The sequence below is a fragment of the Pinisolibacter sp. DMC19 genome (assembly GCF_056313985.1).
In genome coordinates this window covers 590962-605666 of record NZ_JBQUZF010000003.1, presented here as the reverse complement: position 1 = coordinate 605666, position 14705 = coordinate 590962, and the positions used below count along the sequence as shown (strand labels likewise).

The window sequence follows — 14705 nt, the reverse complement described above, 5'->3', positions numbered from 1 at the left end:
AGGGCCCGCCGTTGCCGCAGACCACGACCCATTCCCATGAACTCGCGAGCCCCCGCACGCAGGACGGCATCGACGACGTCGTCATCATCGGCGGCGGGCTCGCCGGCATCTTCTGCGCCCTGATGCTGGCGCCACGGCCGGTGACGGTGCTGACCGCCGCACCGCTCGGCGGCGGCGGCTCGTCCTATTGGGCGCAGGGCGGCATGGCGGCGGCGGTCGCCGACGGCGACCATCCCGACAAGCACCTCGCCGACACGATCGCGGCGGGCGCCGGAACGGTCGACGCCAAGATCGCCGGGCTGATGACGCGCGAGGCGGCGGCCCGTATCGCCGATCTCCTCGCCTTCGGCGTGCCCTTCGATCGCGACGGCGCCGGCAAACTGGCGGTCGGCCGCGAGGCGGCCCATTCGGAGCGGCGCATCGTCCATGTCCGCGGCGATGCCGCCGGCAAGGAGATCATGGCGACGCTGGTCGACCGGGCCCGCGCGACGCCGTCGATCCGCATCCTCGAAGGTTTCGTCGCCGAGAGCCTGACCCGCGACGGCCGCTCGATCCGCGGCGTGGTGGCGCGGCCGAACGAGGGGCGGGCACTGACCACGGTCGAGTTCCCGGCCCATGCCGTGGTGCTCGCCTCCGGCGGCATCGGCCATCTCTACCGGGTGACGACCAACCCGCCGCAGTCGAACGGCCATGGGCTGGCCATGGCGGCGCGGATCGGGGCGATCGTCGCCGATCCGGAGTTCGTGCAGTTCCACCCGACCGCCATCGACATCGGCCGCGATCCGGCGCCGCTCGCCACCGAGGCGCTGCGCGGCGAGGGCGCGATCCTCGTCGACCGCAACGGCCGCCGCTTCATGGCCGACTATCACAAGGACCTCGAACTCGCGCCGCGCGACGTCGTCGCCCGCGCCATCCATGCCGAGCGCACGGCGGGCCGCGGTGCCTTCCTCGACGCCCGCGAGGCGGTGGGCGAGGCCTTTCCGAAGAAGTTCCCGACGGTGTGGGAGACCTGCACCTCGGCCGGGCTCGACCCGCGCGTCGTGCCGATCCCGGTCGCGCCGGCGCAGCACTACCACATGGGCGGCGTGCTCTCCGACGCCAACGGCCGCACCTCGGTCGACGGGCTGTGGGCCTGCGGCGAGGTCGCCTCGACCGGCGTCCACGGGGCGAACCGGCTGGCGTCCAACTCGCTGCTCGAGGCCGTGGTCTTCGCCGCCCGCATCGCCCGCGACATCCAGGGCCTGCTGCCCTCGCCGAAGGTCGCGCGCTGGGCGATCGATCGCGGCGAGGCGGAGGCCGAACTGCCGGGCGGCGGCACCTCCGACGTCGTCGAGACGGTGCGCGACCTGATGGCGACCCATGTCGGCGTGATCCGCACCGGCGAAGGGCTCTCGACCGCGCTGACGCAGATCGACGCGCTCGCCAAGGGCCGGCTCGACGTCGGCACGCTCAACACGCTGACCGCCGCGCGGCTGGTGACGGCGGCGGCGCTCGCCCGTACCGAGAGCCGCGGCGGGCACTGGCGCTCGGACTTCCCCGAAACCGATCCGGCGCAGGCGCGCCGCACCTATCTGACGCTCGACGAGGCCAAGGCGATCACCGCCGGCGCCGTCGCGCGGGAGGCGGAGACCGCATGACGACCAAGCCCGAAACGCCCGCCTTCCTGCCCGAACTGCCGCGCCTGCTGGTCGACCGCGCCGTCGAGGCGGCGCTGCTCGAGGACCTCGGCCGCGCCGGCGACATCACCGCCCAGGCGACGATCCCGCCCTCGGCCAAGGCGGTCGCCACCTTCGTGACGCGCAAGACCGGCGTCGTCGCCGGCCTCGACTTCGCCCGCCGCGCCATGGCGATGATGGATCCGGCGATCCGCTTCTCCGAACTCGCCGGCGACGGCACCCGGGTTTCGCCCGGCGACGTCATCGCTCGGGTCGAAGGCTCGGCCCGCGCCGTGCTCTCGGCCGAACGGGTGGCACTGAACTATCTCGGCCGCCTGTCGGGCATCGCCTCGGCGACCGCGATGTTCGCCGACCGCATCGCCCACACCAGGACCAAGATCGTCTGCACCCGCAAGACGACGCCGGGTCTGCGCGCCTTCGAGAAATACGCGGTCAAGTGCGGCGGCGGGGCGAACCATCGCTTCGGCCTCGACGACGCGGTGCTGATCAAGGACAACCACATCGCCGTCTGCGGCTCGGTCGCCGAGACGATCCGGCGGGCGCGCGCCTTCGTCGGTCATCTCGTCAAGATCGAGGTCGAGGTCGACACGCTCGATCAGCTGCGCGAGGCGATGACCGAGCGCCCCGACGCGGTGCTGCTCGACAACATGGGGCCGGACGTGCTGCGACAGGCGGTCGCCATCGTCGCCGGCCGCGCGGTGACGGAAGCCTCCGGCGGCGTCGGCCCCGACACGGTGGCGGCGATCGCGGAATCGGGCGTCGACCTGATCTCGACCGGCTGGATCACCCACTCCGCCCCGGTACTCGACATCGGCCTCGACATCGACGTGCGCTGAGCACGACGACGCCGGGACACGAAAAAGGGGGCCGCGAGGCCCCCTTGGTCTTTCGGCACATCGCTCGCGATCACGGCGGCAGCTGGTCGTCGCCGGTCTTGGCGGCGGCGTCCTGCTCTTCGTCGCCGAGCAGCGACTTGAAGCGATATTCGACGTCGTTCGAATTGGCGTAGCCCATCATCGGCACGTCGGGCTGGGCCCAGATGCGCGAGCGCGGCGGCAGCTGCGCCACCTGGCCTTCCGGCACCGGCGGCAGCAGCACGCGGTTGTGACCGGGCTTGCCGACCGCGACGGTGGCGACCACCGACGGCGTCACGACGCGACCGGGACCGGAGCGCACCATGGCGACGACGATCGGCTCGCGATCGGTCTCGGGCGTCTTGACGATGGCGACGCGCGGCAGGGACTTCTCCGACTGCGGCGCGGTCCACGAGGCGATGGTGGCGACCGGCGGCCAGCCGTCCTGCGACGGCGGCACGACGGCGAGCGTCGGCTTGGTGAAGATGTCGCGATCGGTGGTGCGGCCGAGCGGGGCCGGCGAATAGAGGCGGTCGGACTTGCCGCCGCGATTGATGGTCGGCGGCACGCGGCGCTGGTCGCCGGGGGCCGCCGGCTGCGCCGAGGGCACCGAGCCGGTCACGTCGGGATCGATGACGGTGTCGGGCACCACCTTCGGCACGTCGCGCGGCGGCTGATCGGCCTCGGCGACGACGATCGGCTTGACGTCGACGGTGGCGACGACGACGGGCTTCACCTCGGTGGCGGCGACCACGGTCGGCTTCGCCTCGGCCTCGTCGCGGGCGGCGACCATCGGCTTGGGTGCGACCACCGCGCCGTCCATCGAGAGCGGCAGCTGGTTGGCGGCCTGATGCACGGCGGCGGCTGCGGCGGCGAGGCGCACGTCGCGCACGCCGTCCCAGTCGGCCATCCAGACGTCGGCGTTGCGGTTGGCCCAGCGCAGCGGCGGCTCGCCCGAGGGGGCATTGCCGAGCACGGCGGCGGCGACCAGACCAAAGAAGAGGACGGGGGCCACCCGCATGCGCGAGGTGGACTTCACCCGACGGGCCTTGTGACGGCCACGGCGATCATTCGGCATACGCGATACCAGCTCCGAACAACGCGTCGGAAACCCGCCCGTGACAGTCCTGCCACGGTCCACGGATTCCCTCCGGATCGAAGCCATGATCGCCAGGTAACCTCGAGAAAGCGTTAAAGGTGGGGCGAGAGCCGCGAATTTCCTCGCGTTCGCGTCTCCGCCCCCGATGCCGTCCGCCGAGACATGGTTACTCGGGACGCTCGCCGCCGGCCGAAAGCCGCCCGGAGAGCGCGCGATCGAGCCGGCGGATGGCGCCGAAGGGCCCCTCCCCCGGTCGCTCGAGATCACCCGCGACCGCGGCGAGCCCACGCGCCCCGAAACGCACGCGGATCGCATCCTCGACCCAGTGGCGGGCCTGCGCGCCGCGCCGTGCCGCCCGGCGTCCGGCCTCGGCGAGCCAGGCGCGATGGCTCGCGACCGCCACGGCGAGATCGTCGAGGCCGGTGCCGGCGGTCGAGGAGACGAGCACGACGGGGGCGATCCAGTCGCCCGGCCGATGCGAGGCGAGCGTCAGAGCGCCGGCGACGTCGGCCATGGCGCGGCGGGCGGGGTCGCCCATGTCGGCCTTGGTGACGCAGACGACGTCGGGCAGCTCCATCACGCCGGCCTTCATGAACTGCAGGCTGTCGCCGGAGCCCGGCTGGATGCAGAGAAGGACGGTGTCGGCAACGAAGGCGATGTCGCCCTCCGACTGGCCGATGCCGACGCTCTCCACCACCACGAGATCGTGGACCGCCCGCATCAGCACGATCGCCGCGACCGCGTGGTCGGAGAGACCGCCGAGCCGGTCGCGCGCCGCCATCGAGCGGACGAAGACGCCCTGATCGTCGGGATCGGTGCGCAGCCGCGTGCGGTCGCCGAGCAGCGCGCCGCCGGTGAAGCGCGACGAGGGATCGACCGCGACGACGCCGACGGTGCGGCCGGCCGCGCGCGCCTCGCGGATGAGGGCATTGGTCAGCGTCGACTTGCCGACGCCCGGCGGGCCGGTGAGGCCGAGCACGTCGCCGGCGCCGTTTTCCGCCGCCTCGTCGAGGAGACGGGCGAGTTCGGCCGTGCCGTGCGCCGTCTCCACCAGCGTCAGGGCGCGGGCGAGGGCCGGCTTGCCGCCGGCGCGGATCGTGGCGAGGGAGGGGAAGGCGCGCGCGTTCATGGCGCGCACCATTGCGGATGTCCTGCGCTCCGGCAAGTCGACGGATCTCGGACTTTGGAGAATCCGGTTGTACTCACGAAAAACCTCGCGCATTGTTTTCATGACCGTCGCCCCTCGGTTCCGGCCGTCGTCTGCACCTCACTGCGGAGGCCCCCCATGGCAAGTGCGCGCCCCTCTTTCGACAAGGACGCCGGCAGGAGTGGGACCGGACGTCTCGGCCTCGGTCTGATCGCGGTCACGGCCCTGACGGCAGGCGCCTGGCATCTCGCCTCGACCTTCTTTCCCACGCTGTACGGTGCACCGCTGACCAACGACGCCGTCGACCCGGCGTTGAAGCTCTTCGGCATCAGCCTGATCGCCTGGGTTCTGCTGCGCTCGGGCGACGTGCTGCGGCTGAAGTTCGGCGACAAGGAGTTCGAGGTGCGCCGTGAGGTGGCGGCTGTGACGGCGAGCGCCAACGACACCGCGACGACGACGAAGAGCGAGATCGACACCCTCAAGAAGCGTGTCGGCGACCTCGAGGCGTGGCGCGCGTCCTTCGCCGACCATCTCGTCGCCGAGCCGATGGTCCAGACGGCGGTGGAGACGACGGACGCGCGGGCAACGGTGCCCGCGACCGAGACACCGACGACGGTCGAGCCCCGGAAGATGCCGCCCCTGAAGCCGGCGACCGTGCGCGACGACATCAACAAGGGCCGGTTCGGAGGCCACGCGGCACGCGACGGCTACGCCCTCTCCGTGACGTTCTACAACGCGTCCGCGGACGATCCGGTGGTCCCGCTCGAACTCTTCGTCACACGCACCGACGGCCTGTCGCTGACGGAGAACGTGCACTTCTTCCTCCACGACAGTTTCGCCCGGCGCGAACTGGTCTTCTCGGCCATCGACGGCGTGGCGAGCACCGGCAGGCTGCTGGTGTGGGGCGGCTTCACCGTCGGGGCCTGGGTCGAGGGGACAGAGACCCTGCTCGAACTCGATCTGTCGCTCGAACCGAACGCACCGCTGGTGATCCGAACGAAATGACGCCGACCGCCGTCGGTCGAAGCGCCCGCCCGTCTTCTCCAACCGAGGTCGTCGCCATGCAGATCACCCTGCTCTCCTGGATCGTCGGTGGCATCACCGTAGGCGGTTCCGCATTCTTCGCCCTCGTCGTGCTGGCACGCCTGCTGAAGGCCGACTCCTGGTCGCTGACCGACGCATTGTCGGAAGAGGTCGAGCTGACCCTGCTCGACGCGACGGCGGCGCCGGTGCGCGATCCGAACGGGACCGTGGTGAAGGTGACGCAGCTCAAGGCGAGCGTCAGCCGGCTCATCGCTCTGTTCGGGCTGATCGGCCTCCTGATGTCGTATCTCGGCTTCGCGTTGGTGTTGCTCGTCGCCTTCTCGGCGGAGGCGAAACTGTCGCAGGAGACGATCGATTCCGCCGGTGCCGTCGTGAAGTTCCTGCTCTCCGGGATGTCGATGTTCGCGCCCTATCTCGTCAACAAGTTCGCATCGGTGTTCCAGGACCTGCGCGGCAGGCTCGGATGACGCGGCATCGACGATCGGGCGTGGACGCCGCGGGGCTGGAGCGCTAGCCTCTCCGCCGTACAGGATCGTCGAGGGACTCGATGCGCATCGTTCTTGCAGTCTGCGTCGCGGCGCTGATCGGCCTCACCGAAGCGCAGGCGGCGGACGAGCCACAGCTCCCCCCCGCCCTCGCTCCCTTCGCCACCTCGGTCGAACCGGCACCGGCGAGCTTCTCCGGTCTGCCGGGGCGGACCTATGTGCCGGTCTATTCCAGCGTCATGGCGATGGGCGGCGGCACGCGGATCGACTTCGCGATCACCCTGTCGATCCACAACGGCTCGGCCACCCGGTCGATCGTGATCGAGCGCATCGACTATTTCGACACCGCCGGCAAGCTGGTCGAGGCCCATCTCGACCGGCCGGTCTCGCTCAAGCCCTACGGCACGATGCAGGTGGTGGTCGCCCAGCCCGACACCCGCGGCGGGCTCGGTGCCAACTTCGTCGTCGACTGGACGGCGCCGACGGCGACGATCGAGCCGATCGTCGAGGCGGTGATGCTCGCCTCCCACGGCACCCAGGGCTACTCCTTCCTCGCCACCGGCCGCAAGGTCGAGCGCTGACGGCCGAATTCGGCCGAAAAACCGGGTCCGCAAGGCTACGGACCCGGTCGCTCGGCCGTGGTCGCGACGGCTTTTCCGGGCTCGGGTAATTTTCCCCGCGCACGGCGATTTTTTGGCGCGAATGCACTGGTTTCTTCCCCGTTCGGCCCCAATTGGGAGAAATTGCTCGCGAAATGGGCCGAGTGCCCATGTCTCGAGCGCATTTCTCCCCTGCGGATGCGTCGCTTCTCGAGCGCTCGTCCAGGCGTAGGGAAGCGACGAAGACGGCGGCCGAGGAGGCCGCGACGAAGAAGAAGGACGTCCCGAGACATGAAGACCCGCCTCATCCTCGCCGGCCTGGCGCTGGCGCTCGCCACCGGCACCGCCCATGCCCAGGTCAAGATCGGCGTCGCCGGCCCGATGACCGGCGCGCTGGCCGTCTACGGCCAGCAGCTGAAGAACGGCGCCGAGATGGCGGTCGCCGATCTCTCCGCCAAGGGCGGCGTGCTCGGCCAGAAGCTCGAGCTCAAGGTCGGCGACGATCAGGCCGATCCCAAGCAGGGCGTCTCGGTCGCCAACAAGATGTCGGGCGACGGCGTCAAGTTCGTCGCGGGTCACCTGAACTCGGGCGTCTCGATCGCCGCCTCCGACGTCTACGCCGAGAACGGCATCATCGAGATCTCGCCCTCGACCACCAACCCGAGCTACACCGAGCGCAAGCTCGCCAACGTCTTCCGCACCTGCGGCCGCGACGACCAGCAGGGCAAGGTGGCCGGCGCCTATCTCGCCAAGGCCTTCGCCGGCAAGAAGGTCGCGGTGCTCGACGACAAGACCACCTACGGCAAGGGCCTGTCGGACGAGACCCGCAAGGCGCTCGAGGCGGCCGGCATGAAGCCGGTGCTGGTGGAATCCGTCAACGGCGGCGACAAGGACTACGGCGCGCTCGTCTCCAAGATCAAGGCGGCCCAGGCCGACGTGGTCTATTTCGGCGGCACCCATGCCGACGCCGGCCTGATCATCCGCCAGATGCGCGACCAGGGCGTCAAGGCGCCGCTGATGGGCGGTGACGGCATCAACTCGGCCGAACTCGCGGCGATCGCCGGCGATGCGGGCATCGAAGGCACGCTGATGACCTTCTCGCCCGATCCGCGCAAGATCCCCGGCGCCAGCGAAGTGGTCGCCCGCTTCCGCGCCAAGCAGATCGAGCCGGAATCCTTCACGCTCTACACCTACGCCGCCGTCGAAGTGTGGGCGCAGGCGGTGGAAGCCGCCAAGTCGACCGACGCCGGCAAGGTCGCCGCCGTAATCCACTCGGGTCGCACCTTCAACACCGTCGTCGGCCCGCTCTCCTACGACACCAAGGGCGACATCACCACGCCGGCCTATGTCGTCTACCAGTGGAAGAAGAACGCCGACGGCAAGATCGACTACGCCGAAGTGCAGTGAGGCCGACAGGCGCGCCGTTCGCGGTGCGCCGACGTCTCCCTCCCGGGCCGTTCGGCCCGGCCGCATGACCGACATCACGAGGGCGGGGAACGCGCGCGCGTTTCCCGCCCTCGTCGTTCTTGCTCTTGCACATTATTCGCAATAAAGTCGAGACCAGGATCGGCGCGGCGCCATCGGAGCATGCCGCACGGGAGAAACGTCATGTCCATGGACTCACGGGTCGAGAACGCACCCTGGACCGTCACGCTCGGCGCGCACGTGCGGCGCAACCCGGTGACGGCGGCGGGCCTCGGTCTGGCGCTGGCGGCGGTGCTGGTGCTGCTCGGGGCGAGCCTGCGCGATCTCGTCGCCGGCGAGGCCTCGGACGGATTGAAGCTCGGCATCATCGGCGGTTTCGCCGGTTTCGCGGCGACGGCGCTCGGCGCCCTGCCGGCGCTGATGCTGCGGGAGATGCCGCAGAAGCTCTCCGACGTGCTGCTCGGCGGCGCGGCCGGCATGATGCTGGCGGCCTCCGCCTTCTCGCTGATCATTCCCGGCCTCGAGGCGGGCACCACGCTCTCCGGCTCGAAGTCGGCCGCGGCGCTGATCGTCGTCGCCGGCATGGGGCTCGGCGTGCTGCTGATGCTCGGCCTCGACGCCTTCACCCCGCACGAGCACGAGACCGTCGGCCCCTGCGGGCCGGGCGTCGAGCGTTTCGGCCGGGTCTGGCTCTTCGTCTTCGCCATCGCGCTCCACAATCTGCCGGAAGGCATGGCGATCGGCGTCGGCTTCTCCCATGCCGACATGGCGGTCGGCCTGCCACTGACCACGGCGATCGCGCTGCAGGACATTCCGGAGGGCCTCGCCGTCGCTCTGGCGATGCGCGGTGCCGGCTTCTCGGCCGGGCGCTCGGTCGTCATGGCGGTGGCGACCGGCCTGCTCGAGCCGATCGGCGCGGTGCTCGGCGTCGGTCTGACCGGCGGGCTCGAGATCGCCTATCCGATCGGTCTCGGCCTCGCCGCCGGCGCCATGCTCTTCGTCGTCTCGCACGAGGTCATTCCCGAGACCCATCGCAACGGCCACCAGACGCCGGCGACGGTCGGGCTGATGGCCGGCTTCGCGCTGATGATGGTGCTCGACACCACCCTCGGCTGATCCAACTCACGGCCCGAGGCGAGGCATCGCCCCGACCACCCAACCAGGAGACCCTTCATGTCCGGCATTCCGCAGATCAACATCGGCATCGACGAGGCCACCCGCAAGACGATCGCCGACGGCCTGTCGTCGTTCCTCGCCGACAGCTACACGCTCTATCTGATGACGCACAATTTCCATTGGAACGTGAAGGGGCCGATGTTCAACACGCTGCACCTGATGTTCATGGGGCAGTACACCGAGCAGTGGACGGCGCTCGACGCCATCGCCGAACGCATCCGTTCGCTCGGCTTCCCGGCGCCCGGCACCTACAAGGAATTCGTGGCGCGGGCCTCGATCGCCGAGGTCGAGGGCGTGCCGAAGGCGCTCGACATGGTCCGCCATCTGGTCTCCGCCCAGGAAGCGACTGCCCGCACGGCGCGGGCGCTGTTCCCGGTGGTGAACGCCGCCGACGACCAGCCGACGGCGGATCTCCTGACCCAGCGCATCGACGTCCACGAGAAGACCGCCTGGATGCTGCGTTCGCTGCTCGAGGAGTGATAGCCAGACGGGAGCTCGGGCTCGCCTTTCGCCGCACGGCTTCACGAACTCCGCCCCGACCGGACGCGGTGCTCCCCCTCCCCTCAGGGGAGGCGTAAGGGGTGGGGTGATCGGCCCGTCAGGGCCGGAGGGTGTCCGCATCCTCCAAGGACGCCGCGCCGCCGAACCCCACCCGCCTCGCTGCGCTCGGCACCCTCCCCTGATGGGAGGGTGAAGACGCGGCGATGCCGTGCGCGATGCTTCGAGACGGGCGCCCGTGGGCGCCCTCCTCAGCATGAGGCGTCTGTCTTTGCCGGGAAATCCTTCAGAGCCTCATCCTGAGGAGCGCCGCAGGCGCGTCTCGAAGGATCGCGCACGGACGTCGATCCGAGCCTCGACGGAGTTCCGCAGAGATCCCTCGAGGCGAGGATGAAGGCGCGGCGGGCTCCCCGTCGCGCCGTCGTCGTGTCAGCCGAGGATACCCGGCAGATCGAGGCCCTTCTCGCGCGCCCAGTCGCGGGCGATGTCGTAGCCGGCGTCGGCATGGCGCATGACGCCGGTCGCCGGATCGTTCCACAGCACACGACCGAGACGGGCCGCCGCCGCCTCGCTGCCGTCGGCGACGATCACCATGCCGGCGTGCTGGGAGAAGCCCATGCCGACGCCGCCGCCGTGGTGCAGCGACACCCAGGTCGCGCCCGAGGCGCAGTTGAGCAGCGCGTTCAGGAGCGGCCAGTCGGAGACGGCGTCGGAGCCGTCCATCATCGCTTCCGTCTCGCGGTTGGGCGAGGCGACGGAACCGCTGTCGAGGTGATCGCGGCCGATGACGATCGGCGCCTTCAGCTCGCCCTTCGCCACCATCTCGTTGAAGGCCAGCCCCAAGCGATGGCGATCGCCGAGGCCGACCCAGCAGATCCGCGCCGGCAGGCCCTGGAACCGAATGCGCTCGGCCGCCATGTCGAGCCAGTTGTGGAGATGGGCGTCGTCGGGGATCAGCTCCTTCACCTTGGCGTCGGTCTTGGCGATGTCCTCCGGGTCGCCGGAGAGCGCCGCCCAACGGAAGGGGCCGATGCCGCGGCAGAACAGCGGGCGGATGTAGGCCGGAACGAAGCCGGGGAAGGCGAAGGCGTCGGCGACGCCCTCCTCAAGCGCCATCTGGCGGATGTTGTTGCCGTAGTCGGTGACCGGCACGCCGTCGCGCCACCAGCCGAGCATCGCCTCGACATGGGTCGCCATCGAGGCGCGGGCGGCCTTGGCGACGCCCTTCGGGTCGCTCGCCCGGCGGCTCTCCCACTCCTCCAGCGTCCAGCCGACGGGCAGGTAGCCGTTGACGGGGTCGTGGGCGGAGGTCTGGTCGGTGACGAGATCGGGGCGGATGCCGCGGCGGCGCATCTCGGGCAGGATCTCGGCGCAGTTGCCCAGAAGCCCGACGGAGATCGGCCGACCGTCGATCCGGGCGCGCTCGATCATCGCCATCGCCTCGTCGAGCGTGTCGGCGCGGGCGTCGAGATAGCCGGTGCGCAGGCGGAAATCGATGCTCGACGGCCGGCATTCGACGGCGAGACACGAGGCGCCGGCCATGGTGGCGGCGAGCGGCTGGGCGCCGCCCATGCCGCCGAGGCCGCCGGTCAGGATCCAGCGTCCCTGCCACGAGCCGCCGTGATGGCGCCGCGCCGCTTCGGCGAAGGTCTCGTAGGTGCCCTGAACGATGCCCTGGCTGCCGATGTAGATCCACGAGCCGGCCGTCATCTGGCCGTACATCATCAGCCCCTTGCGATCGAGCTCGTCGAAATGCTCCCAGGTCGCCCAGCGCGGCACGAGGTTGGAATTGGCGATGAGGACGCGCGGCGCGTCGGCATGGGTGCGGAAGACGCCGACCGGCTTGCCCGACTGCACCACCAGCGTCTGGTCGTCTTCCAGCCGCCGCAGCGTCTCGACGATGCGATCGAAGCTCTCCCAGTCGCGCGCCGCCCGGCCGATGCCGCCGTAGACGACGAGGTCCGACGGCCGCTCGGCGACCTCCGGATCGAGATTGTTCATCAGCATCCGCAGGGCGGCCTCGGTCTGCCAGCTCTTGGCGGACCTCTCGGCCCCGCGCGGGGCTCGGACGACGCGGGTATTGTCGATGCGGGTCATGGGGGCGTTTCCTCGGTTGCCGGGTCCGGAACCCGAAATCTGGAATTCGGAAGGTCTCTGATCCCGTTCGGCTTCACCCTGAGGTGCCCGACAGCGTCGGGCCTCGAAGGGCGAAGGCGTCGACGGGCGGTGCCACTCGGCCCTTCGCGCCTCACGAGGCTCGCTTGCGCGAGCACCTCAGGACGAAGGGCCTCCGCACGGCGCCGGAATGTTCACACGCCTCACCCCCGCGCGAAGGCCAGCGCCGCCACGAGCACGCTGCGCAGGGTGTCGGCGACGGGTTCCGCCCAGCTCTCGTCGAAGGACGGCGGCCAGTTCGTCTCGTCGATCGCCACCGGCTCGCGCAGATATCCCCGCATCGCCAGTTCCATCTGGATCGCATGGACGCCCGTCTCGGGCCGGCCGCGGCTGCGGGTGATCCAGCCGCCCTTGAACCGACCATCGACGACATGGCCGAGGTTGCTCGCCGCGCAAGGAGCGGCGACCGCCGCGGTCAGTGCCGGATCGCAGGCCGTCCCGCCGTTGGTGCCGATGTTGAACTGCGGCAGACGGCCGTCGAAGAGGCGCGGGATCGTCGAGCGGATCGAGTGGCAATCGTAGAGGACGACGCGTTCGTGGAGCGCGCGGAGCCGCGCGATCTCGCCGTCGAGGGCGGCGTGCCACGGGTCGAACCAACGAGCGCGACGTTCTACGATTTCGGCGGCGTCGGGCTCCTCGCTCGGTCGATACAGCGGTTCGCCGTCGAAGGTCTCGGTCGGGCAGAGGCCGGTCGTCGTCTGGCCCGGATAGAGCGAGGCGCCGGAGGGATCGCGGTTGAGGTCGATCACCGAGCGCGACACCGTCGTGCCGATCAGCGTGGCGCCGAGGTCTCGCGCGAAGGCATAGAGCCGATCGACGTGCCAATCGGCATCGCGGCGGGCGCGCCAGGGCGAGACGAAGCGCTCGTCGAGCCCGGCGAGGCCGGTGCCGGCGTGCGGGAAGGTCAGGATCAGCGGCGCCGTGCCGCGTTCGACGGTGACGAAGTCGGCTTCGCTCATGGCGCCACGTCCAGTTCGGGGAGATCCACGGAGGCGGCGGCGGTCTCGATCGTGCCGTCGAGGATCATCGCGGTGGCAGCCGCGATGTCGGGGGCGAAGAAGCGGTCGTCGTCGAGCGCCGGCACGCGGGCGCGCACCGCAGCGCGGACGCGCTCGAGCACCGGGCTCGAGGTGAGCGGCGCGTGGAAGTCGCAGCCTTGAGCGGCGGCGAGCAGTTCGATCGCCAGCACGTTCGCCACGTTGCGCACCATGCGATGGAGCCGGTAGGCGCCGTGGGCGGCCATCGAGACGTGGTCTTCCTGATTGGCCGAGGTCGGGATCGAATCGACGCTCGCCGGGTGCGCCATCTGCTTGTTCTCGGAGACCAGCGCCGCCGCCGTCACCTGCGGGATCATGAAGCCGGAGTTCAGCCCCGGCCGCGGCGTCAGGAAGGCCGGCAGGCGCGACAGCACCGGGTCGACCAGCAGCGACACGCGGCGTTCGGCGATCGAGCCGATCTCGCACAGCGCCAGCGCGACGATGTCGGCGGCGAAGGCAACCGGCTCGGCGTGGAAATTGCCGCCCGAGATCGCCTCGGGGCGGCCGTCGGCATCGACGAAGATCAGCGGATTGTCGGTGACGCCGTTCGCCTCGCGCTCCAGCGTCACGGCGACGGAGCGCAGGATGTCGAGGGCGGCGCCCATCACCTGCGGCTGGCAGCGCAGGCAATAAGGGTCCTGGATGCGGTCGTCGCCGGTGCCGTGGCTGGCGCGGATGGCGGAACCGGCCATCAGCGCGCGCAGCGTCGCCGCCGTCTCGATCTGGCCGGGGTGGCGGCGCAGGCTCTGGATGCGGATGTCGAAGGGACCGTCGGAGCCCTTGGCGGCATCGGTCGTGAGCGCGCCCACCACCAGCGCGGCGCGCAGCACCCGTTCGGCGCCGAAGAGCGCGTGGAGGGCGTTGGCTGTCGAGAACTGGGTGCCGTTGAGAAGCGCCAGCCCCTCCTTCGGCCCGAGAACGACGGGGGCGAGGCCGGCGCGGGCCAGCGCGTCGCTCGCCGTCATGCGCTCGCCGCGGAAGAAGGCCTCGCCGACGCCGATCATCGCCGCCGTCATGTGGGAGAGCGGTGCGAGATCGCCCGAGGCGCCGACCGAGCCCTGCGCCGGGACGAGCGGCAGCACGTCGCGCGCCAGCATCGCCTCGAGCAGGCGGGCCGTCTCGAGCCGGACGCCCGAGGCGCCCTGACCGAGATTGGCGAGCTTCAGCGCCATCATCAGCCGGACGATCGCCGGATCGAGCGGCTCGCCGACGCCGGAGGCGTGGCTGATCACCAGATTGCGCTGGAGTTGCTCGAGATCGGCGTCGTCGATCCGGACCGAGGCGAGTTTGCCGAAGCCGGTGTTGATGCCGTAGACCGGCGCGCCGGCGGCGACGATCGCCGCGACCGCCTGCGCCCCCGCCTCGATCGCCGGCACGGCGGAGGCATCGAGCGAGACCGCGGCGCCGGCCGAGACGGCGCGCCATTCGGCGAGCGTCACGTTACCGGGTACGAGGGTCACCGGAGCGGGGGGCGCGGGGTTCGTCGTCAT

General features: G+C 70.7%; 13 protein-coding genes. 8 read left to right on the top strand and 5 right to left on the bottom strand.

Going from position 1 to position 14705, the window contains the following annotated elements; translation table 11 throughout:
• Positions 1-11 precede the first annotated feature (11 nt).
• Both ACT53U_RS10905 and nadC read left to right on the top strand, forming a co-directional pair.
• The gene (locus ACT53U_RS10905) at positions 12-1637 is read left to right on the top strand and encodes an L-aspartate oxidase (protein WP_476154947.1); all 1626 of its coding nucleotides are present in this window, start codon (positions 12-14) and stop codon (positions 1635-1637) included.
• Entirely contained in the window at positions 1634-2512 is an 879-nt protein-coding gene (nadC, locus tag ACT53U_RS10900; RefSeq protein WP_476154945.1) for a carboxylating nicotinate-nucleotide diphosphorylase, read from the top strand. Before ACT53U_RS10905 ends, nadC begins: the two co-directional genes overlap by 4 nt.
• Positions 2513-2582: 70 nt before the next feature.
• Here nadC and ACT53U_RS10895 read toward each other — a convergent pair whose 3' ends face one another.
• Both ACT53U_RS10895 and ACT53U_RS10890 read right to left on the bottom strand, forming a co-directional pair.
• Positions 2583-3608 (bottom strand): hypothetical protein, encoded by a 1026-nt coding sequence (locus ACT53U_RS10895; protein WP_476154943.1) that lies wholly within the window; start codon positions 3606-3608, stop codon positions 2583-2585.
• 187 nt (positions 3609-3795) lie between these two features.
• On the bottom strand, positions 3796-4770 hold the full coding sequence (locus ACT53U_RS10890) for an ArgK/MeaB family GTPase (protein ID WP_476154941.1): 975 nt from the start codon (positions 4768-4770) through the stop codon (positions 3796-3798).
• A 42-nt stretch (positions 4771-4812) separates the two neighbouring features.
• Here ACT53U_RS10890 and ACT53U_RS10885 point away from each other — a divergent pair, with 42 nt between their 5' ends.
• From ACT53U_RS10885 to ACT53U_RS10860, 6 genes are all read left to right on the top strand, one after another.
• Positions 4813-5781 carry a pYEATS domain-containing protein gene (locus ACT53U_RS10885; protein WP_476154939.1) on the top strand — a complete coding sequence of 323 codons (969 nt, stop codon included), beginning with the start codon at positions 4813-4815 and terminating at the stop codon, positions 5779-5781.
• Between the two features lie 56 nt (positions 5782-5837).
• Positions 5838-6287, top strand: a complete 450-nt coding sequence (locus ACT53U_RS10880; RefSeq protein WP_476154937.1) for a hypothetical protein — start codon at positions 5838-5840, stop codon at positions 6285-6287.
• Between the two features lie 80 nt (positions 6288-6367).
• A complete protein-coding gene (locus ACT53U_RS10875) occupies positions 6368-6886 on the top strand; it encodes a DUF3124 domain-containing protein (protein ID WP_476154935.1) in 519 nt (172 codons plus the stop codon).
• A 309-nt stretch (positions 6887-7195) separates the two neighbouring features.
• On the top strand, positions 7196-8311 hold the full coding sequence (locus ACT53U_RS10870; RefSeq protein WP_476154933.1) for a branched-chain amino acid ABC transporter substrate-binding protein: 1116 nt from the start codon (positions 7196-7198) through the stop codon (positions 8309-8311).
• Positions 8312-8512: 201 nt separating this feature from the next.
• Positions 8513-9445 (top strand): ZIP family metal transporter, encoded by a 933-nt coding sequence (locus ACT53U_RS10865; RefSeq protein ID WP_476154931.1) that lies wholly within the window; start codon positions 8513-8515, stop codon positions 9443-9445.
• Between the two features lie 57 nt (positions 9446-9502).
• Complete coding sequence (locus ACT53U_RS10860) at positions 9503-9985, top strand: Dps family protein (protein WP_476154929.1); 483 nt, start codon at positions 9503-9505, stop codon at positions 9983-9985.
• A 447-nt stretch (positions 9986-10432) separates the two neighbouring features.
• On the opposite strand, the gene hutU is transcribed toward ACT53U_RS10860, so the two are convergent.
• From hutU to hutH, 3 genes are all read right to left on the bottom strand, one after another.
• A complete protein-coding gene (hutU, locus tag ACT53U_RS10855; protein ID WP_476154927.1) occupies positions 10433-12100 on the bottom strand; it encodes a urocanate hydratase in 1668 nt (555 codons plus the stop codon).
• A gap of 221 nt (positions 12101-12321) precedes the next feature.
• Complete coding sequence (gene hutG, locus ACT53U_RS10850) at positions 12322-13137, bottom strand: N-formylglutamate deformylase (protein WP_476154925.1); 816 nt, start codon at positions 13135-13137, stop codon at positions 12322-12324.
• Positions 13134-14705, bottom strand: coding sequence for a histidine ammonia-lyase (gene hutH / locus ACT53U_RS10845; RefSeq protein ID WP_476154923.1), 1572 nt, complete (start codon positions 14703-14705; stop codon positions 13134-13136). The genes hutG and hutH overlap by 4 nt, the downstream gene beginning before the upstream one ends.

Bases quoted from the DNA above. Each gene is read 5' to 3' on its own strand.
- nadC (WP_476154945.1), top strand. From the start codon at position 1,634: ATGACGACCAAGCCCGAAACGCCCGCCTTCCTGCCCGAACTGCCGCGC.
- ACT53U_RS10895 (WP_476154943.1), bottom strand. From the start codon at position 3,608: ATGCCGAATGATCGCCGTGGCCGTCACAAGGCCCGTCGGGTGAAGTCC.
- ACT53U_RS10890 (WP_476154941.1), bottom strand. From the start codon at position 4,770: ATGGTGCGCGCCATGAACGCGCGCGCCTTCCCCTCCCTCGCCACGATC.
- ACT53U_RS10880 (WP_476154937.1), top strand. From the start codon at position 5,838: ATGCAGATCACCCTGCTCTCCTGGATCGTCGGTGGCATCACCGTAGGC.
- ACT53U_RS10875 (WP_476154935.1), top strand. From the start codon at position 6,368: ATGCGCATCGTTCTTGCAGTCTGCGTCGCGGCGCTGATCGGCCTCACC.
- ACT53U_RS10870 (WP_476154933.1), top strand. From the start codon at position 7,196: ATGAAGACCCGCCTCATCCTCGCCGGCCTGGCGCTGGCGCTCGCCACC.
- ACT53U_RS10865 (WP_476154931.1), top strand. From the start codon at position 8,513: ATGTCCATGGACTCACGGGTCGAGAACGCACCCTGGACCGTCACGCTC.
- ACT53U_RS10860 (WP_476154929.1), top strand. From the start codon at position 9,503: ATGTCCGGCATTCCGCAGATCAACATCGGCATCGACGAGGCCACCCGC.
- hutU (WP_476154927.1), bottom strand. From the start codon at position 12,100: ATGACCCGCATCGACAATACCCGCGTCGTCCGAGCCCCGCGCGGGGCC.
- hutG (WP_476154925.1), bottom strand. From the start codon at position 13,137: ATGAGCGAAGCCGACTTCGTCACCGTCGAACGCGGCACGGCGCCGCTG.
- hutH (WP_476154923.1), bottom strand. From the start codon at position 14,705: ATGACGACGAACCCCGCGCCCCCCGCTCCGGTGACCCTCGTACCCGGT.